The following is a 23,615-nucleotide window of genomic DNA, read 5'->3' as shown; positions in this document are numbered from 1 at the left end:
ACGAGATGAAGCGCCTGGGCCGCGACGCCGCCGAACTCACCGCACTCGCCGACCACCTCACCGCCCACGGCCTGGTCCTCGAAATGCTCGCCGGACCCCTGCCCGGGATGTACGACCCGAGCGGGCCGGGCCGTCTGCTGTTCGCGTTCTTCGCGGCGATGGCGGAGACCGAGCGGGAGAACATCCGGGAGTCGACCCTCGAAGGGCTCGACGCGGCGGCCCGCAAGGGCAAGCACGGCGGCCGGCCACCTGTCATCACCGAGGACATGCTGCACACCGTGCTGCGGCGCCGAGCGAACGGCGAGTCGGTCGAGCAGATCCAGCCCGACCTGATCATCCCCACCGGCAAGCGCAAGGGCCAGGCCCCCAGCGTCGCCAGCATCTACCGCGCGCTCGCCGAGCACGAGAAGAAGGAGGCCTACCCCGAGGCCGTCGAGGCGGCGCACGCCGACTTCGCCGACCTCCAGGACGTCGACGGCATCCCGCGTCCCCGCCGAGTACGCATCCGGCGCCCGGACGATCCGCTCACTCTGGAGGAAGCCGACCTCCGACAGCGCCTCCAAGACCAGGTCCTCCAGCCCACCGAGGCCGAGTAACCAGCAAGATCAATCGCTTAGCGCCAACCGCTGTTCCGTTGTTCCCCGGGGCCGGTCCAGGGGCAGGGGGCGGAGCTGCTGCTCGACATCGCCGGCTACTGGGGCGCCGCGGCCACCTACGACGCCGACCGCGAGCGCTACCGCATCCGCGGTGTGATGGGCCCGGACGAGTACCACGACGCCTATCCCGGGGCCGCCGCTCCCGGGATCGACGACAACGCGTACACCAATGTGACCGCGGCCTGGGCGCTCGCACGTGCGCTTGAGGTGTTCGGCGGGCTTCCCGAGGCACGTCGACGGGAGCTGGCCGAGCGGCTCGGTCTGGACGACGGGACGCTGAGCCGCTGGGAGGACATCTCCCGTCGGCTGTACGTGCCGTTCCACGGCGGGGTCATCAGCCAGTTCGAGGGCTATGGCGAACTGGCCGAACTGGACTGGGACGCCTACCGCGCCCGGTACTGCGACATCCGCCGGCTCGACCGGATCCTGGAGTCCGAGGGAGACACGGTCAATCGCTATCAGGCGTCCCAAGCAGGCCGACACCCTCATGCTCGGCTATCCCTTCCGCCCGACCGAGCTGCGGTCCCTGTTCGACCGTCTCGGATACCGGCTCGATGACGAGATGTGGCGTGCGACGGTCGTCTACTACCTGGAGCGCACCAGTCATGGCTCGACCCTCAGCAGCCTGGTGCACGGCTGGGTGCTCGCGTGGGAGGGAGGTCCGGACGCCTGGCGGTACTGCGAGGAAGCCCTGCTCAGCGATGTGGCGGACGTCCAGGGCGGCACCACAGGCGAAGGCATCCACCTCGGTGCCATGGTCGGCACCCTCGATCTCGTCGAACGGGGCGTCGCAGAGCTGGAGGCAGGTCCGGACGGGCTCCGTGTCGATCCCATTCCGCTCAGGGAGATGCCGCGCTGCACGTTCACGTTCTGCTACCGCGGGCACAGCGGCATCCGTGTCCGGCTGCTGCCGGGCCGACTGGGGATCCACGTGCCCCGCTCGCAGCAGGCTGCCCCACTGACCGTGTGCCTGTCCGGCGAGCGGCGGGTGACCGTGGCCGCGGGGGAGCAGCACTGGTTCCGCCTGCCCATGCGCTGTCTCCCGGCAGGCCCGGCGCGGTCCGCCGGACCGACCGGATTGTTCCAACGGCCCTGGGCCTGCGATCGAGTAGGGGCCGCGGTTCTCAGTCCCTTCCGGGGGCCAACAGCTCGCCGGGGTCGGCCACGACCACATCGGCGCCATGGCTGCGCAGTCCGGCCGAATTGCTTCCACGGTGAGCGTTTGCCGGAGCTGCCGGTCGGCGCGAGGCTGGAGGCATGGTGCGCATGCCGGCTTCGGAAACGCTGACAGGGTGGGCCGTGGGGAGCCCTGGTCCGGTCGGGGACGGCCCGCTGGTGCGTGTGCGGCGGGCGATGCCTTCGCCGGGGTCCGGTGAACTGTTGCTCGCGGTGGAGGCGTGCGGGGTGTGCCGCACTGACCTGCACCTTGCCGAGGGCGACCTGAGCCCGCATCGGGCGTCGACCGTTCCCGGTCATGAGATCGTCGGCCGGGTGGCCGCAGTCGGTGAGTCCGTCCAGGGGTTCCGGGTCGGTGACCGGGCCGGTGGGGCGTGGCTGCGCAGCACCTGCGGCCGCTGCCGCTACTGCCGGGCCGGCTGTGAGAACCTCTGCCCGGCCTCCCTCTACACCGGCTGGGACGCGGACGGTGGTTTCGCCGACACTGCCGTCGTGCCGGCGGACTACGCCTACCGGCTCCCGGACGACCGGGACGCCGCGGCGCTGGCGCCGCTGCTGTGCGCCGGGATCATCGGCTACCGGGCCCTGCGCCGTAGTGCCCTGCCGCCGGGCGGCAGGCTCGGGATCTATGGCTTCGGGGCCTCAGCTCATCTGGCGGCGCAGGTCGCCCTGGCCGAAGGAGCGACTGTGCACGTGCTGACCCGTTCGGCACGGGCCCGTGAACTCGCCCTCGACCTGGGCGCCTCCTCTGTGGGCGAGGCTTACGACCGCCCACCCGAACCACTGGATTCGGCGATCTTGTTCGCACCGGTCGGTAATTTGGTGCCCGTGGCGCTGGAGGCGCTGGACCGTTCGGGAACACTCGCCGTCGCGGGCATTCACCTCACCGACATTCCCGTGCTCAATTACCGGCGCCACCTCTTCGAGGAACGCGATCTGCGCAGCGTCACTTCGAACACCCGGCAGGACGGCCGTGACTTCCTGGACACGGCCGCACGGATCGGTATCCGGGTCACCTTGAGCCCGTATCCGCTGAGCCGCGCCGACCAGGCCCTGACGGACCTGGCGGCCGACCGGGTCAGCGGCGCCGCCGTCCTTGTCCCCGGTTGAGCCTCGTTTCAGCCGCGCAGTCACCCTGTCCCGCAGTACCCCGCGCCGCCGTCCGCAAGGGCAGAGGGATCCGGATTCGTCGGCCATAGGTCGATCGGCCCCCCTTCGGTACGACCCGCTCGGCCCTGCTCCTGGCCCCCTCGGCACTGACCTCCTGGGAAGCAACCGTGGATGTCGGACGCTTTGTACGGACTCCGCCTCCCGAAGAGGTGACGACGATGCGACGCATCCGAGTCAGGACCACCAGACCGGGGCGGCCACGCGGCCATGCGCAACAGGATCTGCGTACCCCCCTCCGGCCGGCCCCTGCCCTACTGAAGCCCGCACCCACCGCACTTACCGCGGAGGACATCATGACAACCACTCGACGTGTCGCTCCGTTCGCGGAATTCGGTCGGCAGGATGTCGGCCTTGTCGGTGGCAAGAACGCCTCACTGGGGGAAATGACCGCACATCTGGCAGCTGCGGGTGTGCGTGTGCCCCCGGGGTTCGCGACGACGGCTGACGCGTACGAGGAGCTGCTTGACGGCCACGGGTTGCGTGCACGGATCGAGGAGCAGATCGATCGGTTGCACGACGGGGTCGCCCTGGACGAGGTGGGAGCGGCGATCCGTTCGATGATCCGGAGCCGCTGCAGTTCGGGCTACGGACCGAGATCGTCTCCGCGTACGAGCGGCTCGCGAGCGACCAGGGCCGGGAAGATCCCGAGGTCGCCGTGCGAAGCAGTGCCACCGCCGAGGACCTGCCTCAGGCGAGCTTCGCCGGCCAGCAGGAGGCCTACCTGAACGTACGCGGGCCTGCCCAGCTGTTGCTGTCCTGCCGCCGTTGCTACGCCTCCCTGTTCACCGACCGCGCGATCGACTACCGGGAACGGATGGGCTTCGACCACCTCGCGGTGGCTCTTTCCGTCGGCGTCCAGATCATGGTCCGCTGCGATCTCGCAGGTGCGGGAGTCATTTTTCACGCTCGACCCCGAGAGCGGATTTCCCGAGGTCATCGTGGTCAGCGCGGCGTGGGGCCTGGGGGAAACCGTCGTCAGTGGTCAGGTCGACCCCGACGAGCACACGGTCTTCAAGCCGAGCCTCAAGGACCCGGCACTGAATCCCGTGATCGATGTACGGATTGGAGCGAAGCGGAAGAAAGCGGTCTACGGGCAGCACGGACAGACCCGGAGCGTCGATACGACCGGCGAGGAGCGCTCGCGATATGTCCCGGCAGGCACGGAGGTCCGTCAACTGGCCGAATGGGCGATGACAGTCGAGGCACACTATGGGTGCCCCATGGACCTGGAATGGGCCAAGGACGGCCTGACAGGGGAACTGGCGATCGTGCAGGCCCGCACCGAGACCGTACAGTCCCGCCGCCGCACGACGACACTGCGCCGCTGCCGCCTGACCGCCACGCCGCAGCAGAGCCTCATCGAGGGCACAGCGGTCGGCGAGGCCATCGGCTCGGGCCCGGCCGTCGTCCTCGACTCGCCGGTGGACCTCGACCGCTTCCCGACTGGCGGTGTGCTCGTCACGGGCATCACCGACCCCGACTGGGAACCCGTCATGAAGCAGGCCTCCGCCATCGTCACCGACCACGGCGGCCGGACCTCGCACGCCGCCATCGTCAGCCGCGAACTCGGTGTCCCGGCCGTTGTCGGCACCGGACATGCAACCAAGGTGCTGCGCAACGGCCAGAAGGCCACCGTCTCGTGCGCCGAGGGGTCCCGTGGCCGGGTGTACGCGGGGCTGCTGGCCTACGAGGAGCAAGAGACCGACCTCAGCGAGATCCCCGCCACCCGGACCCGCGTGATGCTCAACCTCGCCGACCCGTCCGCCGCCTTCCGATGGTGGCGCCTGCCCGCCGACGGCGTCGGGCTCGCACGCCTGGAGTTCATCGTCGCCCACCAGGTCAAGGCTCACCCCATGGCACTGCTGCACCCCGAGCGACTGGACCGCCCCGACCGCTGCGCGATCGAACAGCTCACCGAGGGCCACCTCGACCGCGCCCAGTACTTCGTCGACCGGCTGGCCCACGGAGTGGCGCGCGTCGCCGCATCCCGGTGGCCCGACCCGGTAGTAGTGCGGACCAGCGACTTCAAGACCAACGAGTACGCGCGTCTGCTTGGCGGACGGGCATTCGAACCGGTCGAGGCGAATCCGATGAGCGGCTGGCGTGGTGCCAGCCGCTACTACAGCGACGACTACCGCGAAGGCTTCGCCCTGGAATGCCGGGCGCTGCGCCGGGTCCGCGACGAGATGGGGCTGACGAACGTCATCGTCATGATTCCCTTCTGCCGCAATCCGGAAGAGGCCGACCGGGTTCTGGACGTGATGGCGGAGCAGGGACTGCGCAGGGGCGAGCACGGTCTGAAGGTCTACGTCATGGCGGAGATCCCCTCCAACATCATCCTGGCCGAGGAATTCGCCCGGCGCTTCGACGGCTTCTCCATAGGGAGCAACGACCTGACCCAGCTCACCCTGGGCGTCGACCGCGATACCGAAACCCTTGCCCATGTCTTCGTCGAGACCGACCCCGCAGTCATGAGGAGTATTCGTCTGCTCGTACTGCGCGCCCATTCCGTCGGCCGCTCAGTAGGCCTGTGTGGTCAGCGCCCCAGCGACGACCCAGCCTTCACGGAATTCCTGGTAAGTACCGGCATCGACTCGATCTCGGTGGCACCGGACAGCTTCGCCGCAGTCAAGCAGCATGTGGTGGCTGCCGAACGGGACACGCACACGGAGAACCGGCCGGCCCCGTCCGGGACCTGGCCGGAGGATGTCGTCACTCGTGAGCGATGACGGCGACGGGTGCGCTGGAGTGATGGAGGACCGCGTGAGCGACCGGGCCGATGTGCGTGCCGATCGAGGACCGGCGGACGCGACGGCCGACGACAATCAGATCTGCACCGGAACCTGCCTCTAGGAGTTGCTCGGACACGGGGCCGACCATCACCTCCGCTTCGAGGCCGACAGCCGGGTACATGTCCTGCCAGGGACGCAGCATTTTCTCCAGGCCGATTTGCTTGCTCCGGGCAATCTGGGCGTTGACTTCCGGGTTGTACGCGGCCCCGGACCCGGCCAGGGGCGGCAGCATCCAGGTGTGCAGCGCATGGAGTGTGCAACCCAGCCGTGATGCCTCGTCGAACGCGAAGGAGAGCAGGGCTTCGCACGGACGACCTGTGTCGACACCCACGACCACGTTGCGGTCCAGGTGCCGCCCCTGCGCGTGCCGCAGCGCGTCCTCGCTCGCGCGTACCAGCACAACGGGCTGTTCCACGGCGAGGATGACGGCCATGCCGACGGAACCGAGGACGAAACCCTTGAGCGTGCCCAGTCCTCGGGAGCCGAGCACCAGCATGCTGGCGCCCTCTGCGGCATGGGCTAGTGAGGCGGCCGGCTGTCCGTCACATGATTCGGCGCTGACATCCAGTCGCGGGTGCTTGTCCAGCAGTTCGTCGGAAGCTTTACGAAGAAGGGTCCGAGCCCCTCGGCGGCGCCCTTCGGAACCGGCTGAGGGGCCGACGTGGGGCGGCGACCATATTTCGGCATGGACGAGGTGGAGAGGCTCACCGCGAATGAGCGCCTCGCGTGCGGCCCAATGAGCCGCCGCGACACTCTCTGCGGATCCGTCGAGTCCGACGACAATACGCCGGTTCATGATGGTCCTCCTCGGACAGAGGCTGCTTCGGGTCAGTGAAGAACTCGCGAACGCGTCGGCGTGTCAGTCCTTCTTCTGTTGGTGTGGGGTGTCGATTCGCACACCGTCGGGCACGTCGGTCTTCTCACATTCGAGCCGGTCGATCACCTCCACGACTCCGTCGACGCTCCGGCACAGACGCAGGACGACGGGGACGAGGCTGTGCCGGGTCACACCGCCGCTGAGGGTCACGACACCGTCGGCGACGTCGACGGTCAGGGAAGAGGGACTGATCCGCAGCGTGTGCGTCAGGACGTCTTCGAGAATCTCCTCCTGGATAGCGTGATCCCTGCGCAGGAAGAGTTGCAGAAGGTCGCTTCGGCTCAGGACCCCGATCAGCCGGCCTTCGTTGCCGATGACAGGGAGTCTCTTGATCTTGTGCCGCTCCATGACACGGGCGGCACGGACAGCGCTCCATTCGGGAGCCGCAGTGATCGCCGGCCGACTCATGAGATCTACGGCGGTGTTACCGGTGTAGTGCCGGCGAAGCAGGTCGGCCTCGGAGACTACGCCCACGGGGCATCCGTTCTCGTCCACGACGGGCACGGCTGTGATGCCGAACTCGTCGAGGAGCCGGGCGATCTCCTTGAACGTGGTGCCGCGCTGAACGCTGACGGCCGTGGGCGTCATGAGGTCGGAGACGCTGCGATGCCTCATCATGGCCCTCCATTCGCGTGGGAACTTCGGACTCCAACCGGGCTGAGACGTCCACGACTCCCGGCACCGTGTGTGCGACACGCACCAGCACGTCACCGAGTGACGGGTCGGGGACGGTGCCGCTGAGACGGACGATGCCGTCTGACACATCGACGTACACGCTCGCGGAGCCCGCAGGAATCAGCTGAGTCATGATCAGTTCGCGCAGTTCCTCGGCGATGTCCTCGTCCGGACGCAGGTAGATCTTGAGTTAGATCACCTCGACTGACCACGCCCCCGAGACGTCCGTCGTCGTCGACGACCGGCAGCCTCTTCAGATGGCCGCGGGCCATCAGCCGGGCGGCCCCGGCGATACTCGACCTCCGGGACACCGTCACAGCGGGGACGGTCATCAGCTGACCGGCGGTGACGGCGCGGGACTCGTCTCCACCCTGTGCCTTGAGCAGAAGGTCCGCTTCGGAGACCACGCCGACGACTCGTCCCTCGTCCGACACGACGGGCAGCGCACTGATCCGCCATTGCTGCATGGCCTCCACGATGTCCTTGAACGGCGCTCCGCGGTTGACCGTGATGACAGCATGCGCCATCACGTCGCCGACGGTACGCAGATGCTTCATGGTCCCTCCAGGAATATGGGCCCCGCTTCTCCGATCGTCGGCGTCGTCGACGCCCGGCGGTAGGACCGTCCGGGGTCTGCCGGGGACTGCTCGGCCCTGTTGGAGTGGCGCGAGCGGTGCTTCGCGAAGGTGGCCGGAGGCCATGGGAGAAGGTGCGGGCTTCGCCGCACGACGTGAACGCTCAAAGGGTGCCGGCGTCATGCGCGGGATCAGGCTCCGGCGGCAGATCGTCCACGGCGTATCCCAGGGACTGGTCGACACTGACGACACCGTCGACGGAGAGGCACAGAAGTTCGATGACCGGAATGGTTGAACGTTCCTCCACCGTGCCGCTCAGACTGACGACCCCTTCCTGAACGGTCACTGCCACACCTCCCGGTGTCATCCGGAGGGTGCGGCCCAGCACTTCGTCGATGATCTCCTCGCGTATGGCGTCGTCGTGGCGGAGCATGGGGCGCAGCAGATCCGAGCGGCTGACAATGCCCACGAGCGTGCCGGTGTCATCGACCACCGGAAGGCGTTTGACACCTCGCTGGTTCAGGAAGCGCGCTGTCTCGACGAGACCCCACGAGGGCCGGGCCATAAGCACGGGAACGGACATGAGATCAGCGGCGGTGCGTGCGTCCATGGTGCGGTGGTTCACGGCCGCCGTTCCGCGCAGTTGGTCGCGGCCCTCCGCTTCCGGCAGGCCCGCCTGTCTGCGGAGCAGGTCCGCCTCCGAGACGATGCCGATGGGGTGACGGTGAGTGTCCACGACGGGCAGGGCCGAGACATCGTTGTAGGCAAGACTCCAGGCGACCGTCTTGAGTGATGCTTCGGGGCTGGCCGTGGCCACATCCCGGGTCATGACCTCGGCTACAGAGCGGTGCATCATGATCCGATCTCCCTTTCGTGGGCGTCGGTCGTGGGGACGCCACGTCGTACGGGACACCGCCCACGACCGGTGACGGGATGCCCGCCCGTGTCGAAGGAAGAGACACAGCAGGTCCCGGCGGGTGACGATGCCTACAAGCCTGTCCTCGTCGTCCACGACCGGAAGCCTCGGCAGTCCACTGATGTCGCGCTGGGCGAGCAGCTTCGCGACCTCTTTGAAGGAGGTAAGCGAGATGACCGATACGACGTCGTCGGTCATCAGGTCCCCACTCGGATGTGCTTCATGGTGACACCCCCTGCCGTCCCACAGCGATCCGCCCGGACGCGATGCCGGTGGTTGTTCGGTATCCATGATTCTTCGGGCCGCACGGGGGCAGGAGGGCCGAACGGGGCATGGCCGGGACCGGTTGGACCTGGCTCCGGCGTCCGGGAACGCGCGGCAGGCAGGACCCGCCCGACAAGGGTCCATCGGTCCCCGGGCGGACCTGAGCGGCCCTCGTCCCGCAGCGGCGAGCGGTGCCAGTGTGAGAGCCGTACCTTCAGCGGCCTCGGTGAGGAGCGACCATGAAAGACGTCACCGAGGCCCGGAACTGGGACCCGTCGTCGTCGGCGTCGACGGCTCCGCGCCGGCCCGCCGGGCGGCTCTGTGGGCAGCGGCCGAGGCCGCATGCCGTGGCAGCACACTGCGCATCGTCCACGCGACTGACACGGACAGCCGGGTTCTCCGCCTCTCGGGAGAGAACATCGAGCGCGTCCACGGGGCGGGCCACGAACTGCTGCGGGAGACTGCCGCGGCCATCGCCGAACGGCATTCCGGTCTGCACGTCAGCACGGAGTTCAGCGGCGGGCGCAGCCGTCCCCAGCCTGCGCCGGGCCGTCGGCCTGCGCGGCAATGTCGTGGTGGGCAACCGCGGCCTGGGAGGGTTCAAGAACCTCATGCTCGGCTCTGTCGGTCTGAAGATCGCTGCCGACGCCACGACACCCGTCGTCGTAGTCAGAGGCACAGACGAGGGGGAGGAGAGCGGCGTGGTGCTCGCCGCGGTCCGTGACGAGCATGGTGCCGAATGCGCTCGCTACGCGGCGCGCGAAGCCGAGATGCACAAGGCCTCGCTGAGGCTCCTGCACGTGTGGCACATTCTCGGATCCGCCGGACTCGCCGTGACCATGCTCGACGACGTCGAAGCCATCGCAGGCGAGAACCTCCACCACCTGAACGCCGTGACGGACCGGATCCGCGACGTATTCCCGGCCCTGAACGTTCGGGTGGAAGCCGCGAAGAGCCTGAACGTAGCCGGGGTGCTGGTGGAGGCATCGCGCCAGGTGGATCTGCTGGTGATGGGCGGGCGACGGGCGCCCGGCTACATCGGCCCCACCCTCGGGTGGGCGACGCACAGCCTTCTGCACCACGCCCACTGCCCCGTGCAGCTCATTCCGCGGCGTGGTTCCGGGCAGGGGAGCGATTCGTGATGGGTACCGACGAACGCCATGAGCTGGTCATGGGTATCGACCCGGCCAGAAACCAGCACCTCGCGTTGGCCTGGGCGGCCGACGAGGCGCGTCGGCGCGGGCTGGACCTCAGGCTCGTCGTAGCCGTACCTCCATCGCACGACCGGCGCGCGGGTGAAGACCGCCCGGGCAGGAAGGCGATGCTCCGAACCGGGGCGGACGCTCTTCGGGAGGGAGCCGCCTGGGTCCGGGCGCACCATCCGCAGCTGCGGCCGGTCACTGATCTGCTCGACGGTTTCCCGGCTGCCGTGATCGGGGGCTGTCCGCGAGGGCCCGCATGGTCGTTCTCGGATCCCGCCATCTGAGCCGTACCGCGGAGTACTTCAGCGCCGGCTCCCTCGTCGTTCCCGTCACGGCCCAGGCGCGCTGCCCCGTGGTGGTTGTGGGGCTGGCGTTCGAGGAGGCAGACCTCCGCGGAGCAGCGCTCCGTGCCGTTTCGGTGTGGCAGCCGCCCGTGTTCATGCTCCACGACGGAAAGGACGCCGTGCAGGCTCAGACACGCATGCTCTCCGAGACGATGGCGGGCTGGTCACCGAGGTACCCAGATGTGCACGTGACCCACGAGGTACCGACCGGACATCCGGTGGAGGAGCTTGCCGGGGCGGCGGAGCACGCCCTGGCCGTCGTCGTGGGCCGCCGCGGCCGTGGCGGCTACGAGGGCATGCGGCTCGGCTCCGTCGTCCACGGGTTGTTGCACCGGGCGCACTGCCCGGTGATCACGGTTCCCCTCGTGTGAATCCCGTCGTGACGACCTCCATGCGGACGTCCACGACGCCTTCGACGCGCGAATGGCCCGGGCCAGGAGCGGGACCTGAGAACGGTCCCGGAGAGGCCCCTGAACAGTGACGACACCGTCCAGCACAGTGAATTCCACCCGGTCCGGGGGAGACAACTCGGCGAGCACGGCGGATCGGATCTCCTCCTCGATCTCCTCGTCCGGGCGCAGGAACACCTTGAGCAGATCGCTGCGGCTCACGACGCCCTCCAGCAGGCCGAGATCGTTCACGACGGGCAGCCGTTTCACTCGCTTTCGCGCCATGATGCGGGCGGCCTCGGCGAGTGTGGCGTCGGGATGGACGGTGACGGCCGGACTCGACATCAGATCCCCGGCCAGTACGGCGTCGGCTTTGGACGCCTCCTCGAGTTGACCAGGCAGCTTCGGGTCTTCCTGCCGGAACTCCTCCTTCGGCAACAGGTCCGCCTCGGACACGACCCCGACGACGCGGCCCTCGCCTTCCAGGATCGGCACGGCGCTGACTTTCCACTGATGCATCAGCTCGACGATTTCCTTGTACGAGGCCTCGCGGCCGATGGCCACGGCCGTGTGGGTCATGACGTCGCTGACGGTGTACGGGGATGCAGCCATGGGGTGCTCCTCGGGCGTGACTCCTGAGTGGCGGCACGACGGCATACTCACACGAACCCGCCGCTGCCATGAGGGGCGTAGAGATCGAGCAGACGGATCCGGGTGGCCTGCAAGCGGTGGGTGAGAACTTGCCCGACCCAATGGCCGACGGCCGAACCGAAGGCGGGATCCGCGTCCATCATCATGCGTACGGTCACCGCGTCGAACTCATGGGTACGGACAGGCGTCATCGCCTCGGCCCCGAGGTGCCAGATGTAGGGCTTGAACAGCCAGGCCCAGCCGACCAGTTCACCGGACCCGAGACTCTCTATGGCTACCGGGGCGCTGCCGGGGACGTGGATGTCCAGCGTGACGGTGCCCGAACGCAGTATCCAGAAGCGGTCCGCGTGATCCCCTTCTCGGAAGAGACGGACCCCCTGGGAGAAATTGATTTCTTGTCCGGTCCCCATCAGGCGGGCACGGTACTGAGCGGGCAGGGCTGCCGTGATGCGAGTCGGAGAACCGCTCATCGGTGGCCTCCTCTGTCGTCTCTGGTGTCAGCATCGCCGGGCAGCCGGTTCACGGACATGGGTCGTCCGGCCCTTGCCGCAGGTCCGTCCGGCCCCGGGCGGGCCCTGCGATTCCCGAATACCTGGCGGCCCTGCCGACTGAGTCGCCACTTTCGCCCGATCGCGAGACCGGACCGGGCCGTCGCCCGGCCCTCCACTATCGCCACCGGCGCCTCGCGGGCCAACCGGACGCCGAGGCGGCGACGAGCACATCCGGCCCCTGTCTTACCGCTGCTGTCTTACCGCTGCCGACAAGCACGTCGCGTAGTGCGGTCCAGCCGGACCACGAAGAGGGTCGAACGTTCCTCATCCGGGCCGAACCGGCCCTCACCCCCGATACGTTCCGGTGCGACCGTGAGAACAGGCACTCTCCCCCAGCAGGGCGAGCGGAAGGCGGTGGGGATGATGGAACTGCCCCTGGTCTCGGGCGTGGACGGATCGGAGAGCAGCCTGAGGGCGGCCGACTGGGCTGCCGACGAGGCAGCCCTCCATGGGCTGCCGCTGCGGCTGGTGTACGCGTTCGGGTGGGAGCAGTACGAGGGTGCCGCACTCGCGCTCGGCCTGGGCAGGCCTTCCGAGCAGCCGCTCGCCGACCGTATCGTCGAGGATGCCGCTGAGCGGGTTCGGCGCCGTCATCCGGATGTCGACATCTCTGCCGAGGCGACGCCCGAGGACGCGGTGATCGCCCTGCTGCACGAGGGCCGCAACGCCGAGGCGCTGATCACCGGGGATCGAGGCCGTGGCGGGTTCACCGGGCTTCTGCTCGGCTCGGTCGGTCTGGCCGTCGCCGCGCGGGCCCCGTGCCCCGTCATCGTCGTGCGTGGTGACAGCGTCGGAATCGAAGGCACGCACGGACGGATCCTCGTGGGCATCGGGGAACCGGAGGGAGGATCGGCGGCGGTTCGGTTCGCCTTCCGCGAGGCCGGAGCGAGGGGCTGCGAACTGTATGCCGTACGAGCCTGGAGCTGTCCCTCGCACAACCGTGCCGATCCCCGGCGTACTGCCAGTGAGTACCTGTACCACAAGGAATGTGCGGCGACCCTGATCGACGAAGTGACGGCGGAGACCGTACGCGAAGCCCCGACGGTCCGGTTGCACTCGGCGGCGGTGGAGGGAACGGCCGCGAAGGTACTGGTGCAGCGCTCGGCCGCGGCGGATCTGATCGTCGTCGGAGCGCATCGCCGCCAGGGCCACCTCGGACTCCAACTCGGCCGAGTTGCCCTTACTCTGCTCCATCACGCCGACTGTCCGGTGGCCGTCATACCTCTCACAGCCTGATCGCGTGAGCGCCCTAGTCTCCCTTCCCGAGCAGTGACGCGTGGTCGGGGACGTACGTCTGAAGGTCTCTCGGCGGCCGTTGGTACCCGGTGGCCGGAGGCCGCGGAGGCAGTTCGATCACCGGCGGAGCGACCGCCTCGTACGGCACGGTCGACAGGAGATGGGCGATCATGTTCAGTCGGGCCCGGCGCTTGTCGTCGCTCTCGACGACGTACCACGGAGCCTCCGAGATGTCCGTATGGACGAACATCTCGTCCTTCGCCCGCGAATAGGCCTCCCAGCGGGTGATCGATTCCAGATCCATCGGGGAGAGTTTCCACCGGCGGGTGGGATCCTGCAGCCGGCGCCGGAATCGCTCCTCCTGCACCGCGTCACTGACCGAGAACCAGTACTTGCGCAGCAGAATGCCGTCCTCCACCAGCATGCGCTCGAAGATCGGGCACTGGCGCAGGAACCGCTGGTGTTCCTCCATGGTGCAGAAACCCATGACGCGCTCGACGCCGGCGCGGTTGTACCAGCTCCGGTCGAACAGGACCACTTCCCCCGGGGCCGGAAGGTGCTCGACATAGCGTTGGAAGTACCACTGGCCGCGCTCGCGCTCGGTGGGCCGCGGGAGCGCTGCGATACGTGCCATTCGGGGATTGAGGTGTTCGGTGACGCGCTTGATGGTGCTGCCCTTGCCCGCCGCGTCCCGTCCCTCGAACACCACGACGAGTCGTGTGCCTTCGGCGCGTACCCACTCCTGGAGCTTCACCAGCTCGGTCTGAAGCCGGTACAGCTCGTGCTCGTACAGCGAGCGTGGCAGCTTGCCCGGTGCCCTCGAACTCTTCTCGTCCGACATGGGACGACACTAAGGAAGAGACCGTGTTCCGTCCACATGGATCGCCCTGCTGTTGTTGTGACTCGCTCGCATACGTGAGCGCCCATGCCGGGATTGCGGCCACGGCCCGCCGCCTCCACGATGAAGGCATGGCTCCTGTCGGTTCGGCAGACCGCTTCGACGCGTTTCGGGCTCTGGCAGGCCGACGCGGTCGGCCGGGTGCCCGGCTGATCGAGAGGCTGGCGGAGGCCGGAGCAGGAACGGCGGACAGCCCCGAGGCGTGAGCACCGGCGGTCGCCGCTCGTGTGGGCTTGCCTGCCGCAGCCGGGCTCGGACCGGCCGGCTACTACGCGGACCTTGCGACCGCGCACGGTCGAGCGGGTGCTGGAAGGCCTGGCTCTGGCCTGCTTCGCGTGCGGGGCCCGCCGGGGGCTGGTGCTGGTGCGTTCCGAGTATCCGCGCGCACTGACGAGAGTGCGGGAAGCGGTCGCGCGGGCGTACGCCGACGGGCACTTCGGCCCGTCCGTCCACGGCACCACCACGGCCCTGGACATCAAGGTGGTGGAGGGAGCCGGGTCGTATGTCGCCGGTGAGGAGACCGCCCTGATCGCGAGTTTGGAGGGGGACCGGGGGGTGCGCGCGACCGCGCCCCCCGTACCCGACCCAGCGCGGGCTGTGGGATGCGCCGACCGTGGTCAACAACGTCGAGACCCTGGCCGCCGTCCCTTGGATCGTCTCCCGGGGCGGTCGAGCCTACGCCCGGCGCGGGACCTCCACCGAGACAGGGACAAAACTCGTATGCCTGTCCGAGCGCTTCGCCCGTCCGGGTGCCTACGAAGTCGAACTCGGAACCCCGCTGGAACTGATCGTCACCGAACTCGGCTCCGGCCTGAAGGACGAGGCTGAGTTGACCGCGCTCCAGATCGGTGGACCGCTCGGTGGTTTCCTTGCCGCAGACGCACTGGACGTGCCGCTGACCGAGACCGACCTCGCCGCTCGGGGCGCCGCACTCGGGCATGCCGGACTGGTCGCCTTCGACCAGCGCGTGGCTCCGCAGGACGTGCTGCGGCACATCTGGTAGTTCGCCGCCACCGAAAGCTGCGGCGCGTGCTCGCCCTGCCGCGTGGGCTCGCGGTTGCTGACCGCAGTGGTTGTGCCCCCTGCCGATCGCCTGGATTTCTACAGTGACCCCTGGTTGCCTTTCACTAAATCTCGCACCGCACATCCGGAAGCCGCCAGGCTGCGCCCGCTGACCCGGCTCGGCAAGGACGAGTGGGGCACCTTCGGAGGCGTACGGGAGATCTCCCGTGTCCCGTACGCCCAGTGGCAGGAGGACCGCGGCGCCCGGTGAGGCGGTGCGTGGGCCTGTGAGCCGCGCCGCTGCTCCACGGGGCGCTCGCCGGCTCCGGGAGCCGCCACTACTCCACCCGGCGTACGGTCACTGCCTTCCGGCGTACGACGACGCCGGGACGCGTGCCGGGGGATCCTGCGCACCATGGAGAACCGGACGACAGCGACAGCCCCGGCCGGACGGGCGGGCAACCACGCCCCCGGCCCGTCCACGCCCTTGCGCGGCCTGTGGGACGTACGTCCGGCCGAAGGGCTCTGCTACGCGACGGGGACCGTGCTCATCGCGTCGGGACTGGCGCATCTCGTCGTCCTCCTCGTCGACGGCGGGTCCTGGGACGGCCCGGTGTCCTGGCGCAAGCCCATCACCTTCGGCCTCTCCTTCGGCCTGACGCTCATCGCGATCGCATGGGTCTCCGCGTACCTGCGGATCGGTGTCCGCACCCGGACCGTGCTGCTGGGGCTGTTCGCCGCGGACTGCGTGCTGGAGGTCGCCGGAATCACCGTGCAGGCATGGCGGCACGTGCCGTCCCACTTCAACATGGAGACCCCGTTCGACACAGGGGTGTCCATGACGCTCGCCGTCGGCGGGGCTGCGCTCGTCGTCATTCTCTGCATGCTCTCGGCCGCAGCCTTCCTCCGGCGGCCCGGCGGACCGCCCGGCATGGCGCTCGCGCTGCGCGCGGGCTGCGCGATTCTCGTCATCGGACTGCTGTCGGGTGCGGCCATGATCGCGCGCGGCGTGTATCTCACCCGCACCGGGCATCAGTTGGCCGGATACGCCTCCACGGCATCGCTCAAGCCCCTGCACGGCGTCAGTCTCCACGCCGTCCTGGTGCTTCCGGTACTGGTACGCCTCCTGGCCATGACATCGTGGAGCCCACACACCCGCGTGTCCGTCGTGCGGGCCGCCGTCGGCTGCTACGCGGCGGCTGTCGCGGCAGCGCTGGTGTGGGCGGTCGTCGCTTACTGATGCGACCGTGAAGGCGAACACGGGGCGCACCGGCGACGGTGCCGACGGCCGGACCGGCGGCAACGGATAGTCTCTGCAAGCCTCGTCGGATACCGGTGCCCTGGTGGGTGTGGGACCGGGACGATGCCACACCCCCGTCGTCGCCGCTGTCCACGGACCGGCCGGCCACGGGGCTCTCACACTAACTGCGATGTACAGGAGACCCGATGGCTGATACCCCGACCCGCCAGGTTCAGCGGCGCTCGGACGAGAGCGCGGCGGGCTCGGCGGCCGAGGCCCCGGGCCGTGTCGAGGCCGTACCGACACCGTGCTACCAGGGGCTGTTCGTCGAACCCGATCTTCCGCCCTTCGTCGAGACCGAGTGACGGAACCCCGGCCGAGGTCCGGACTGCCCCCGTTCCCGCTCCGGCGGGCACGGGGGCAGTCCGGTACCGGGCGCCCGCCCCGTGGCCTCCAGTCGCCCCGCGCGGACCTCGGCTGTGCGTGCGCGGCGCATCAGGGAAGCTGTCGGCATGAACATCTCTGGCGACGAGGGCTCACCGCAACGAGCGGGCTACCGGCGATCGACGGGGTCGCCGCGAGGTGAGGCCCGGCGCCGCGAACTGCTCGACCGGGTCACCGAGGACCTCGCGGCCAACGGAATCGTGGACTTCTCGCTGCGGCGCGCCGCACGTGCGGCCGGCGCCACGCACAAGGTGCTCCTCTACCACTTCGACGGAGCCGACGACCTGCTCGTGCAGGCCGTCGTCCAGCTGCGCCGGCGCCGCATCGCGAAGGCGCTGGCTGCCGCGACCGAGGGAGAGGTCCGCCGGTCACTGGGGGACTGGGTGCGCGCGATCTGGCCCATCCTGGTGGGCGAGGAGGCGGCGGTGCTCGATCAGGCCATCGGCCTGGCGATGTACGACTCCGAACGCTATGCCGCACTCGGCCGCGAGGCCTCCCAGCAGTACCTGCCCACTCTGCTGTCGGTCTGCCCGGAGCACTGGTCCGCGCGTCGCAGGCTGGAGGTCGCCGAGATGGTCCTCGCGACGCTCCGCGGCTTCCTGGTGGACGCCCGGACCAGCGGCGACACCGCCGGGGTCGCCGCCGGGTTCGAGGCCCTGGTGCGCGCGCTGGAGCGCGAGGAGGCCGCCGAGGAGTGACCGCGCTCGCCAGGCGGGCCGCAGGGCGGGGCCGGGCGAGCGATGGACACGATGTGAACCACATGGTTCACTTTTGGGAGGGGTGAATCCCGCCCAGTCGGAGGTCGTCATGCGCACGTCCGCAGAACGCCAGAAGGTCCGATTCGCCGCCGACGGCACCGAATGCGCGGCCTGGCACTCCCCGGGAACGAACGGCGGCTGCGTGACCATGGCCGGCGGCGGGGTGACCAAGGAGCCGGGCACCGATCCGTTCGCCGCGCGCTTCCACGAGGCGGGGTTCACGGTTCTCGCCTTCGCCTGCCGGCGCCCCGGCGAGAGCGGTGGCCGGCCGCGCCAGACCGTGCGCATCAAGGACCAACTCGCCGACTGGCAGTCGGTGGTCTCCTTCGCCGCGACCCTGCCGGACGTCGCTCCGGCGCGGATCGCGGTCTGGGGCTTCACCCTGTCCGGCGGCCACGTCCTGCGTGTGGCGGCCCGCAATCCCCACCTGGCGGCCGCCGCCGCCCAGACGCCCAACGCCGACGGGCCGGCCGCCTCCCGCAACGTGACGCGCCACCGGAGCCCGCTCGCGATGCTGCGGCTCACCGGCACCGTCCTGCGGGACGCGGCAGGCGCTCTCCTGGACCGCCGCCCCGTGCCGGCGCCGCTCGCGGGCGAGTTGTCCTTCCTGCGCCGGCACCTGCCCGACCCGGCACCCGCGAAACGGCCCGCCGCCGCGGACGCATCATCGGTACGCCGGTCATGAAGGAGATCGAACTGTCGGCCGGGACGGTCGCCTACGAGGACACCGGCGGCGACGGCCCGACGGTGGTCCTGCTCCATGGGCTGATGATGGACGCGTCCTTGTGGGACGGGACGGTCGCCGGGCTGTCCGCCGGCCACCGCTGCCTGGCGCCGACGCTGCCCCTGGGCGCGCATCTTCACGCGATGCGCGCGGACGCCGATCTCTCGCTCCTCGGGGCGGCCCGGCTGGTCGCCGAATTCCTCGACCGCCTGGACCTGCGGGACGTCACGCTCGTCGGCAACGATACCGGCGGGGCCCTCGTCCAACTGCTGATCGGTGACGGCGACCGCGCCGCCCGGGTGGGGCGGGTGGTGCTGGTCTCCTGTGAGGCGTTCGACAACTACCCGGCACGGGTGACGGGTACGACTCTCGCGCTCGCCGGCCGGCTGTCGCCGCGTCTCTTCGGACTGTTCATGCAGCAGATGCGGTTGCGGGCGGTCCGCCGCCTCCCGATCGCGTTCGGGTGGCTGACCAAGCGGGGCGACGCGGCCACCCGCCGGTGGACGCGGCCCGTCATGACCCGGCAGGGCATCCGCCGCGATGCGGTCCGGACGCTGCAGGCGGCGGACGCGGATGCCCGCAGACTGGCCGAGGCGGCCGGGACGCTGCGGTCCTTCGACCGGCCCGCACTCGTCGTCTGGGCGGCCGGGGACCGCGTGATGCCGCCCGAGCACGGCAGACGCCTCGCGGCGCTCCTCCCGCAGGGGCGGCCGGCCGAGATCGCCGACAGCCGCACGCTCGTCCCGCTGGACCAGCCGGAGCGGCTGGCCCTGGCGATCCGGGAGTTCGTGCCCGCGCGCCGCCGGTGACGCACGCGCCGATGACGGTGTCACCCGCCGGTCGCGGGCGGAACGCCTACTCGCAGGCGACCCCGTCCCCGTCGCGGTCGAGATGCCGCCCGTAGCCGGGTTCCCCGGCGTGAATGGGTGCGGCGCCGGCTGCGCGGACAGCGGTGCAGTTGGCGTAGTACGCCGACCCGGAGCCTCCGTCCGACCCTGAGCCTCCGTCCGACCCTGAGCCGCCGGAGGTTCCCGACCCGCCGGAGGTACCGGAGCCGGGCGCGACGGTGACCTTGACGGTCTTCGTCTTCGTGACGGTCGGGACCGGCTCCGGGTCGGCGGTGACGGTCTCTGTGACGGCGGGCAGGGGCTCGGCCGATTCCGTCGCCGTCGCCGTGACGGTTGCCGCAGGTGCGGCTTTCGCGTCGGCGGCCTTCTCCGTCCTGGTGCCGTCGTCGGAGGCGCCGATGCCAAGGCCGATGAAGAACAGGACGACCGCCGCGGGAATGATGATCCGCTTCCTCGTCCAGCCCGGCCTGCCCCCGGAAGGCGCCGGAGGCACATACGGGTTGGGCCCGGTGGGCTGGGGCGGCTGGCCCCAAGGCGGCTGCTGCGGCGGCGGATTGTGCGACATGGGTCCCCCAAGTGATGCGTCGGGCATGACCGTAGCGAGGACGTACGGGCCGGTGTGAGCCATACATTCCATTGGTGATGAATTTGTGACCAAATGGTGGACGAGAGGTGTGTGCGTCACTGAACGGACGCGACGCCCGCGTGGGACGGCCTCGCGAACTCGACGCCGAACGGGCGTCCGCGGCCTACCCTCAACGGGGCGACAGCGGCCCAGGACCACCAGCGACAACAACCGAACAGGAGAGGTGATTGATCACTCCAGCACCGCCCCGGCGCCCGTGCCCCCGCTACAGCGCCGACGGCACGCCCTGCTCCAACACCACCACCCGCGCGGACGGATGGTGCGGCCGGTGCGACGGCTACACGACCGTGACGCCCGCCGTGACCCGCAACGCCACCGGGCCGCGCCGCTCCGAGTGGCGGTGGGGGCCCGACACCTGGACACCCGGCGCTCTCGGCATGGACTCCGACGAGGCGTACGAGATCGACGTCACCCCCGGTGCCGTCGCGACGTACGGCAGAGTGCACGCGGTCACGCCACAGATCGCCGAGACGCAGATCCGCTCCCTCCTCGAAGACCTCATCTCCGAGCAGGCCGCCACCGAACGAAGCAGCACCGGGACGTGGCGGATCTACTTCCGCAAGCACGGGTACGGCCTGGTCATCAGCGCGAACCGCAGTCACGTCCTGCGATATTGCACCCGTCACGCGGAACGCACCTGGGCCCAGTACCGGACGGGTGTCACCTCGCGCATCAGCGGCTCCGGCGGTACGGCGGCGTGGAAGCGTGAAGCCCTGTCCAGGCACATCCCGGTGCCCATCGGCGGGAAGGCCCTCAACCTGTACGCCCGGCACACCCTCGGCCTGAAGGTCACGCGCGACAACATCGACGACATCGCGCAGCGACTCGCGACTCACCTGAGCGACAACGTCCTTCCGCACTGGCACCGCACGGCGGAGGCGGCCATCGAGGACGGCCACGGGAACACGTGGATCCTGCTGCGCAATGAGCGGTTCCCCGACGGCGTCATCGCAACGGTGCACGCCACCGGCAGTGATCCCCACAGCCGTCACGAGGAGCGGCAGCGATGAGCGCCGGGCAGGAGGCCGGTGGAGCGGCAGGAGGGCCCCACTCGCCGAAACGGTGTCACGCCGGCCGGAGCATGTAGCTGCGGCGAGCTCGTCCACGGACAATCATGGCTGCCATGGAGCGACCGAGGCCCATCATCGAGTTCGGAGACGTCACCCTGCGACGCTGGCGGGCACAGGACGACTTCGCTGCGGCCCACGAACTGATTGAGGAGTCACTCGACCACCTGCGCCCTTGGGAACCCTGGGTGGCCGGTCACAGCGAGGAACACACCCGGGACTTCCTCGCCAAGTCCGCGTCGAAGTGGGCCAACGGTGACGTGTACAACTACGCCATCACCAAGGACGGCGCGCTCGTCGGCATGTGCCAGACCTATCGCGGGGCTGAACCGAACGGCCGGCTCATGGGGTACTGGCTGCACCCTGCCGCCACCGGCCAGGGCATCGCGACACGAGCGACGGCGGCCCTGGCCGCCGAGATGTTCACCCTGCCGGCTGTGCGGTATCTCGAAATCGCGCACGACTCGGCCAACACCTCCAGCGCCGCCGTACCGCGCCGGCTGGGCTTCACCGAAGTCCGGCGCGAACGAGCGACACCGCCCGCGGCCCCCGCAGGCAGTGGGATCGAAGTGGTCTGGCGGCTGAACCGTCCGGTGCCGTCCGCTCCCGGCACCCTCCGGCCCTGATCGCCCGGTGGTGTGGCACCGGGCAACCCTTCCCGCAGTCCAGGGCCTGCCGACGCCCGGGATCCCCGGTGAACGACCTCGTTCTCGTCAACTGGGCGAGCGTCACCGCGTGTACGGCGCCGGCGCCCGGGCACCTGGCGGATATTGGATTCTCAGCGGTCCCGCAGTGTGCGCCCGCCCCGACCAGGAGGTATCCGCCGTGACAACCCCCGCCGCATCGGAGGAGCCCGAAGACACGGAGCAGGGTGCGGGTGGAGGCGGGCCGGGTGGCAGCCGGGGCCCGGGGAGCGACCGGGACGGCGAGGTCGCGGCGCCGGGTGATTCTGGGCTTGGCCTCATCACGACGGCCGTACCGGCCCGGCTGGACCGGCTGCCGTGGTCGCGCTGGCACTGGATGATCGTCGTCGGCCTCGGCACGGTGTGGATCCTGGACGGCCTCGAAGTGACGACGGTCGGCAACATCGCGGGCCGTCTGTCGGAGGAGGGTTCAGGGCTGGCCATCACGTCTGCGCAGGTCACGGGCCTTGCCGCAGCCCTCTACGTGGCGGGGGCCTGCTTGGGCGCGCTGTTCTTCGGCTGGCTCACCGACCGGTTCGGCCGCAAGAAGCTGTTCATGGTGACGCTTGCGGTCTACCTCGCCGCGACCGCGATGACGGGTCTGTCCTTCAGCGCGTGGTGGTTCTTCCTCTTCCGCTTCCTCACGGGTTTCGGTATCGGCGGGGAGTACGCGGCCATCAACTCGGCGATCGACGAGCTGATCCCGTCGAAGTACCGGGGCCGGGTCGACCTCATCATCAACGGCAGCTACTGGCTGGGCGCCGTCGGCGGGGCGCTGCTGTCGGTCGTCATGCTGAACACGGACTACTTCCCCAAGAACCTCGGCTGGCGGCTCACCTTCGCTCTCGGTGTCGTCCTGGGCCTCGTGATCCTGCTCGTACGGAGGCACGTGCCGGAGAGCCCGCGGTGGCAGTTCATCCACGGCCACGGCGAGGACGCCGACAAGCTCGTCGGCTCCGTCGAGCGGGAGATCGAGAAGGAGAAATACGAGAAGCTGCCGCCCCCGGCCGGTGAGATCACGATCCACGAGCGCAAGAGCATCGGCTTCGGTCTCATCGCGAAGACCGTTTTCCACAGCTATCGCAAGCGCGCGGTGCTCGGACTGTCCCTCTTCATCGGCCAGGCCTTCCTCTACAACGCGATCACCTTCGGTTTCGGCGCGATCCTCACCACGTTCTACGACGTCAAGAGCGGCCACACCGGCTACTACTTCGCGGTGATCGCGGCCGGCAACTTCGTCGGCCCACTTGCGCTCGGCAAGCTGTTCGACACGATCGGGCGGCGCGTCATGATCGCCGGAACGTACATCGTGCCGGGCATCCTGCTGTTCATCACCGCCTGGCTCTTCGACCGGGGCTCGCTCACGGCCAACACCCTCACCGCGTGCTGGTGCGTCGTGCTGTTCTTCGCCTCGGCCGGGGCAAGCAGCGCCTATCTGACGGTCTCTGAGGTCTTCCCCATGGAGACCAGGGCCATGGCCATCGCCTTCTTCTACGCGATCGGTACGGCGGTCGGCGGGATCAGCGGCCCGCTCATCTTCGCCCAACTCACCGAATCGGGCGTCCCCGGCGATACGGCCCTCGCCTTCTGCATCGGCGCGGGACTGATGTGCGCGGCAGGCGTCGTCGCTGCCTTTCTCGCGGTCAACGCCGAGCAGCGCTCCTTGGAGGACATCGCCAGGCCCCTCTCCCAGACGGAGAAGAGCGGCGGGGAGCGGCCCGGCAGCGGCGGCGGCCAGACCTCCGTGGGCGGCACGGCGGGTTGAGCGACCGAGGGGCCCTGGCGTGATCACGCTCGGCGAGCCAGGCGACCGTGCCCATGTTCGACGAAC

24 protein-coding genes and 6 pseudogenes are annotated in these 23,615 nt (G+C 69.5%); 22 read left to right on the top strand and 8 right to left on the bottom strand.

Going from position 1 to position 23,615, the window contains the following annotated elements:
• The 6 genes and pseudogenes from J1C73_RS09905 to ppsA all read left to right on the top strand — a co-directional run.
• Positions 1-596, top strand: a 596-nt coding sequence (locus J1C73_RS09905; RefSeq protein ID WP_207315999.1) for a recombinase family protein, incomplete at its 5' end; no start/stop codon positions are given.
• A 63-nt stretch (positions 597-659) separates the two neighbouring features.
• Positions 660-1,686, top strand: a pseudogene (locus tag J1C73_RS09900) (glycosyl hydrolase family 65 domain-containing protein); the annotation flags it as partial.
• Between the two features lie 227 nt (positions 1,687-1,913).
• Positions 1,914-2,942: a zinc-binding alcohol dehydrogenase family protein gene (locus J1C73_RS09895; protein ID WP_207315998.1), complete on the top strand. Its 1,029-nt coding sequence runs from the start codon at positions 1,914-1,916 to the stop codon at positions 2,940-2,942.
• Between the two features lie 218 nt (positions 2,943-3,160).
• Positions 3,161-3,727 (top strand): PEP/pyruvate-binding domain-containing protein, encoded by a 567-nt coding sequence (locus J1C73_RS35685; protein ID WP_307797650.1) that lies wholly within the window; start codon positions 3,161-3,163, stop codon positions 3,725-3,727.
• Positions 3,640-3,855: pseudogene (locus tag J1C73_RS35450) on the top strand (PEP/pyruvate-binding domain-containing protein); the annotation flags it as partial. The gene J1C73_RS35685 and the pseudogene J1C73_RS35450, both read left to right, overlap by 88 nt.
• 31 nt (positions 3,856-3,886) lie before the next feature.
• Positions 3,887-5,731, top strand: a complete 1,845-nt coding sequence (ppsA, locus tag J1C73_RS09890; protein WP_307797649.1) for a phosphoenolpyruvate synthase — start codon at positions 3,887-3,889, stop codon at positions 5,729-5,731.
• Here the strand turns inward: ppsA and J1C73_RS09885 are convergent.
• From J1C73_RS09885 to J1C73_RS09870, 4 genes and pseudogenes are all read right to left on the bottom strand, one after another.
• Positions 5,715-6,590 (bottom strand): universal stress protein, encoded by an 876-nt coding sequence (locus J1C73_RS09885; protein ID WP_207315997.1) that lies wholly within the window; start codon positions 6,588-6,590, stop codon positions 5,715-5,717. The two genes, ppsA and J1C73_RS09885, sit on opposite strands and share 17 nt — an antisense overlap.
• A gap of 63 nt (positions 6,591-6,653) precedes the next feature.
• Entirely contained in the window at positions 6,654-7,286 is a 633-nt protein-coding gene (locus J1C73_RS09880) for a CBS domain-containing protein (protein WP_207315996.1), read from the bottom strand.
• Between the two features lie 25 nt (positions 7,287-7,311).
• A pseudogene (locus tag J1C73_RS35930) lies at positions 7,312-7,903 on the bottom strand (CBS domain-containing protein); the annotation flags it as partial.
• Between the two features lie 181 nt (positions 7,904-8,084).
• Positions 8,085-9,035 (bottom strand): CBS domain-containing protein, encoded by a 951-nt coding sequence (locus tag J1C73_RS09870; protein ID WP_307797648.1) that lies wholly within the window; start codon positions 9,033-9,035, stop codon positions 8,085-8,087.
• 91 nt (positions 9,036-9,126) lie between these two features.
• Between J1C73_RS09870 and J1C73_RS35670 the strand changes: the two are divergent.
• From J1C73_RS35670 to J1C73_RS35660, 4 genes and pseudogenes are all read left to right on the top strand, one after another.
• Positions 9,127-9,552 (top strand): annotated as a pseudogene (locus tag J1C73_RS35670) (universal stress protein); the annotation flags it as partial.
• 124 nt (positions 9,553-9,676) lie between these two features.
• Positions 9,677-10,243, top strand: coding sequence for a universal stress protein (locus J1C73_RS34670; protein WP_307797647.1), 567 nt, complete (start codon positions 9,677-9,679; stop codon positions 10,241-10,243).
• Positions 10,243-10,587, top strand: a complete 345-nt coding sequence (locus J1C73_RS35665) for a putative universal stress family protein (RefSeq protein ID WP_307797646.1) — start codon at positions 10,243-10,245, stop codon at positions 10,585-10,587. The genes J1C73_RS34670 and J1C73_RS35665 overlap by 1 nt, the downstream gene beginning before the upstream one ends.
• Positions 10,560-11,018, top strand: a complete 459-nt coding sequence (locus J1C73_RS35660) for a universal stress protein (protein WP_307797645.1) — start codon at positions 10,560-10,562, stop codon at positions 11,016-11,018. The genes J1C73_RS35665 and J1C73_RS35660 overlap by 28 nt, the downstream gene beginning before the upstream one ends.
• On the opposite strand, the pseudogene J1C73_RS09850 reads toward J1C73_RS35660, so the two are convergent.
• Positions 10,999-11,648 (bottom strand): annotated as a pseudogene (locus tag J1C73_RS09850) (CBS domain-containing protein). The gene J1C73_RS35660 and the pseudogene J1C73_RS09850 sit on opposite strands and share 20 nt — an antisense overlap.
• 47 nt (positions 11,649-11,695) lie before the next feature.
• Complete coding sequence (locus tag J1C73_RS09845) at positions 11,696-12,157, bottom strand: cyclic nucleotide-binding domain-containing protein (RefSeq protein WP_207315995.1); 462 nt, start codon at positions 12,155-12,157, stop codon at positions 11,696-11,698.
• 444 nt (positions 12,158-12,601) lie between these two features.
• On the opposite strand from J1C73_RS09845, the gene J1C73_RS09840 reads away from it, so the two are divergent.
• Complete coding sequence (locus J1C73_RS09840) at positions 12,602-13,474, top strand: universal stress protein (protein WP_207316002.1); 873 nt, start codon at positions 12,602-12,604, stop codon at positions 13,472-13,474.
• A gap of 13 nt (positions 13,475-13,487) precedes the next feature.
• Here the strand turns inward: J1C73_RS09840 and ppk2 are convergent, their stop codons facing one another.
• Positions 13,488-14,315, bottom strand: a complete 828-nt coding sequence (gene ppk2 / locus J1C73_RS09835) for a polyphosphate kinase 2 (protein WP_207315994.1) — start codon at positions 14,313-14,315, stop codon at positions 13,488-13,490.
• Positions 14,316-14,597: 282 nt separating this feature from the next.
• Here ppk2 and J1C73_RS35655 point away from each other — a divergent pair.
• The 8 genes and pseudogenes from J1C73_RS35655 to J1C73_RS09800 all read left to right on the top strand — a co-directional run.
• Positions 14,598-14,888, top strand: a pseudogene (locus J1C73_RS35655) (hypothetical protein); the annotation flags it as partial.
• Between the two features lie 97 nt (positions 14,889-14,985).
• Positions 14,986-15,375, top strand: coding sequence for a hypothetical protein (locus J1C73_RS35650; protein WP_307797651.1), 390 nt, complete (start codon positions 14,986-14,988; stop codon positions 15,373-15,375).
• 114 nt (positions 15,376-15,489) lie between these two features.
• Positions 15,490-15,645 (top strand): hypothetical protein, encoded by a 156-nt coding sequence (locus J1C73_RS09825; RefSeq protein ID WP_372446670.1) that lies wholly within the window; start codon positions 15,490-15,492, stop codon positions 15,643-15,645.
• Positions 15,646-15,789: 144 nt separating this feature from the next.
• The gene (locus J1C73_RS09820; protein ID WP_242643953.1) at positions 15,790-16,614 is read left to right on the top strand and encodes a hypothetical protein; all 825 of its coding nucleotides are present in this window, start codon (positions 15,790-15,792) and stop codon (positions 16,612-16,614) included.
• A 206-nt stretch (positions 16,615-16,820) separates the two neighbouring features.
• Entirely contained in the window at positions 16,821-16,979 is a 159-nt protein-coding gene (locus J1C73_RS09815) for a hypothetical protein (RefSeq protein ID WP_207315993.1), read from the top strand.
• 147 nt (positions 16,980-17,126) lie between these two features.
• Positions 17,127-17,756, top strand: coding sequence for a TetR/AcrR family transcriptional regulator (locus J1C73_RS09810; protein WP_207315992.1), 630 nt, complete (start codon positions 17,127-17,129; stop codon positions 17,754-17,756).
• A 109-nt stretch (positions 17,757-17,865) separates the two neighbouring features.
• On the top strand, positions 17,866-18,501 hold the full coding sequence (locus tag J1C73_RS09805) for an alpha/beta hydrolase (RefSeq protein ID WP_207315991.1): 636 nt from the start codon (positions 17,866-17,868) through the stop codon (positions 18,499-18,501).
• Positions 18,498-19,349, top strand: a complete 852-nt coding sequence (locus tag J1C73_RS09800; RefSeq protein ID WP_207315990.1) for an alpha/beta fold hydrolase — start codon at positions 18,498-18,500, stop codon at positions 19,347-19,349. Before J1C73_RS09805 ends, J1C73_RS09800 begins: the two co-directional genes overlap by 4 nt.
• Before the next feature lie 46 nt (positions 19,350-19,395).
• Here J1C73_RS09800 and J1C73_RS09795 read toward each other — a convergent pair whose 3' ends face one another.
• Complete coding sequence (locus J1C73_RS09795; RefSeq protein WP_207315989.1) at positions 19,396-19,953, bottom strand: excalibur calcium-binding domain-containing protein; 558 nt, start codon at positions 19,951-19,953, stop codon at positions 19,396-19,398.
• A gap of 248 nt (positions 19,954-20,201) precedes the next feature.
• Here J1C73_RS09795 and J1C73_RS09790 point away from each other — a divergent pair, with 248 nt between their 5' ends.
• From J1C73_RS09790 to J1C73_RS09780, 3 genes are all read left to right on the top strand, one after another.
• Positions 20,202-21,044: a hypothetical protein gene (locus J1C73_RS09790; RefSeq protein WP_207315988.1), complete on the top strand. Its 843-nt coding sequence runs from the start codon at positions 20,202-20,204 to the stop codon at positions 21,042-21,044.
• Positions 21,045-21,157: 113 nt separating this feature from the next.
• Positions 21,158-21,727, top strand: coding sequence for a GNAT family N-acetyltransferase (locus J1C73_RS09785; RefSeq protein WP_307797644.1), 570 nt, complete (start codon positions 21,158-21,160; stop codon positions 21,725-21,727).
• 199 nt (positions 21,728-21,926) lie between these two features.
• Positions 21,927-23,549 carry an MFS transporter gene (locus J1C73_RS09780; RefSeq protein WP_372446669.1) on the top strand — a complete coding sequence of 541 codons (1,623 nt, stop codon included), beginning with the start codon at positions 21,927-21,929 and terminating at the stop codon, positions 23,547-23,549.
• Positions 23,550-23,615: the final 66 nt, after the last annotated feature.

Source organism: Streptomyces laculatispora (genome assembly GCF_017353455.1).
Classification (GTDB): domain Bacteria; phylum Actinomycetota; class Actinomycetes; order Streptomycetales; family Streptomycetaceae; genus Streptomyces; species Streptomyces laculatispora.
The sequence above is the reverse complement of the archived record's forward strand: the minus strand, read 5'-3'. Positions and strand labels throughout refer to the sequence as shown.

What these genes read in the sequence shown, in the direction of transcription:
- J1C73_RS09895 (WP_207315998.1), top strand. Translation starts at nt 1,914, where the DNA reads ATGGTGCGCATGCCGGCTTCGGAAACGCTGACAGGGTGGGCCGTGGGG.
- J1C73_RS35685 (WP_307797650.1), top strand. Translation starts at nt 3,161, where the DNA reads ATGCGACGCATCCGAGTCAGGACCACCAGACCGGGGCGGCCACGCGGC.
- J1C73_RS09885 (WP_207315997.1), bottom strand. Translation starts at nt 6,590, where the DNA reads ATGAACCGGCGTATTGTCGTCGGACTCGACGGATCCGCAGAGAGTGTC.
- J1C73_RS09880 (WP_207315996.1), bottom strand. Translation starts at nt 7,286, where the DNA reads ATGAGGCATCGCAGCGTCTCCGACCTCATGACGCCCACGGCCGTCAGC.
- J1C73_RS09870 (WP_307797648.1), bottom strand. Translation starts at nt 9,035, where the DNA reads ATGACCGACGACGTCGTATCGGTCATCTCGCTTACCTCCTTCAAAGAG.
- J1C73_RS35665 (WP_307797646.1), top strand. Translation starts at nt 10,243, where the DNA reads ATGGGTACCGACGAACGCCATGAGCTGGTCATGGGTATCGACCCGGCC.
- J1C73_RS35660 (WP_307797645.1), top strand. Translation starts at nt 10,560, where the DNA reads ATGGTCGTTCTCGGATCCCGCCATCTGAGCCGTACCGCGGAGTACTTC.
- J1C73_RS09845 (WP_207315995.1), bottom strand. Translation starts at nt 12,157, where the DNA reads ATGAGCGGTTCTCCGACTCGCATCACGGCAGCCCTGCCCGCTCAGTAC.
- J1C73_RS09840 (WP_207316002.1), top strand. Translation starts at nt 12,602, where the DNA reads ATGGAACTGCCCCTGGTCTCGGGCGTGGACGGATCGGAGAGCAGCCTG.
- ppk2 (WP_207315994.1), bottom strand. Translation starts at nt 14,315, where the DNA reads ATGTCGGACGAGAAGAGTTCGAGGGCACCGGGCAAGCTGCCACGCTCG.
- J1C73_RS09820 (WP_242643953.1), top strand. Translation starts at nt 15,790, where the DNA reads ATGGAGAACCGGACGACAGCGACAGCCCCGGCCGGACGGGCGGGCAAC.
- J1C73_RS09815 (WP_207315993.1), top strand. Translation starts at nt 16,821, where the DNA reads ATGGCTGATACCCCGACCCGCCAGGTTCAGCGGCGCTCGGACGAGAGC.
- J1C73_RS09810 (WP_207315992.1), top strand. Translation starts at nt 17,127, where the DNA reads ATGAACATCTCTGGCGACGAGGGCTCACCGCAACGAGCGGGCTACCGG.
- J1C73_RS09805 (WP_207315991.1), top strand. Translation starts at nt 17,866, where the DNA reads ATGCGCACGTCCGCAGAACGCCAGAAGGTCCGATTCGCCGCCGACGGC.
- J1C73_RS09800 (WP_207315990.1), top strand. Translation starts at nt 18,498, where the DNA reads ATGAAGGAGATCGAACTGTCGGCCGGGACGGTCGCCTACGAGGACACC.
- J1C73_RS09795 (WP_207315989.1), bottom strand. Translation starts at nt 19,953, where the DNA reads ATGTCGCACAATCCGCCGCCGCAGCAGCCGCCTTGGGGCCAGCCGCCC.
- J1C73_RS09785 (WP_307797644.1), top strand. Translation starts at nt 21,158, where the DNA reads ATGGAGCGACCGAGGCCCATCATCGAGTTCGGAGACGTCACCCTGCGA.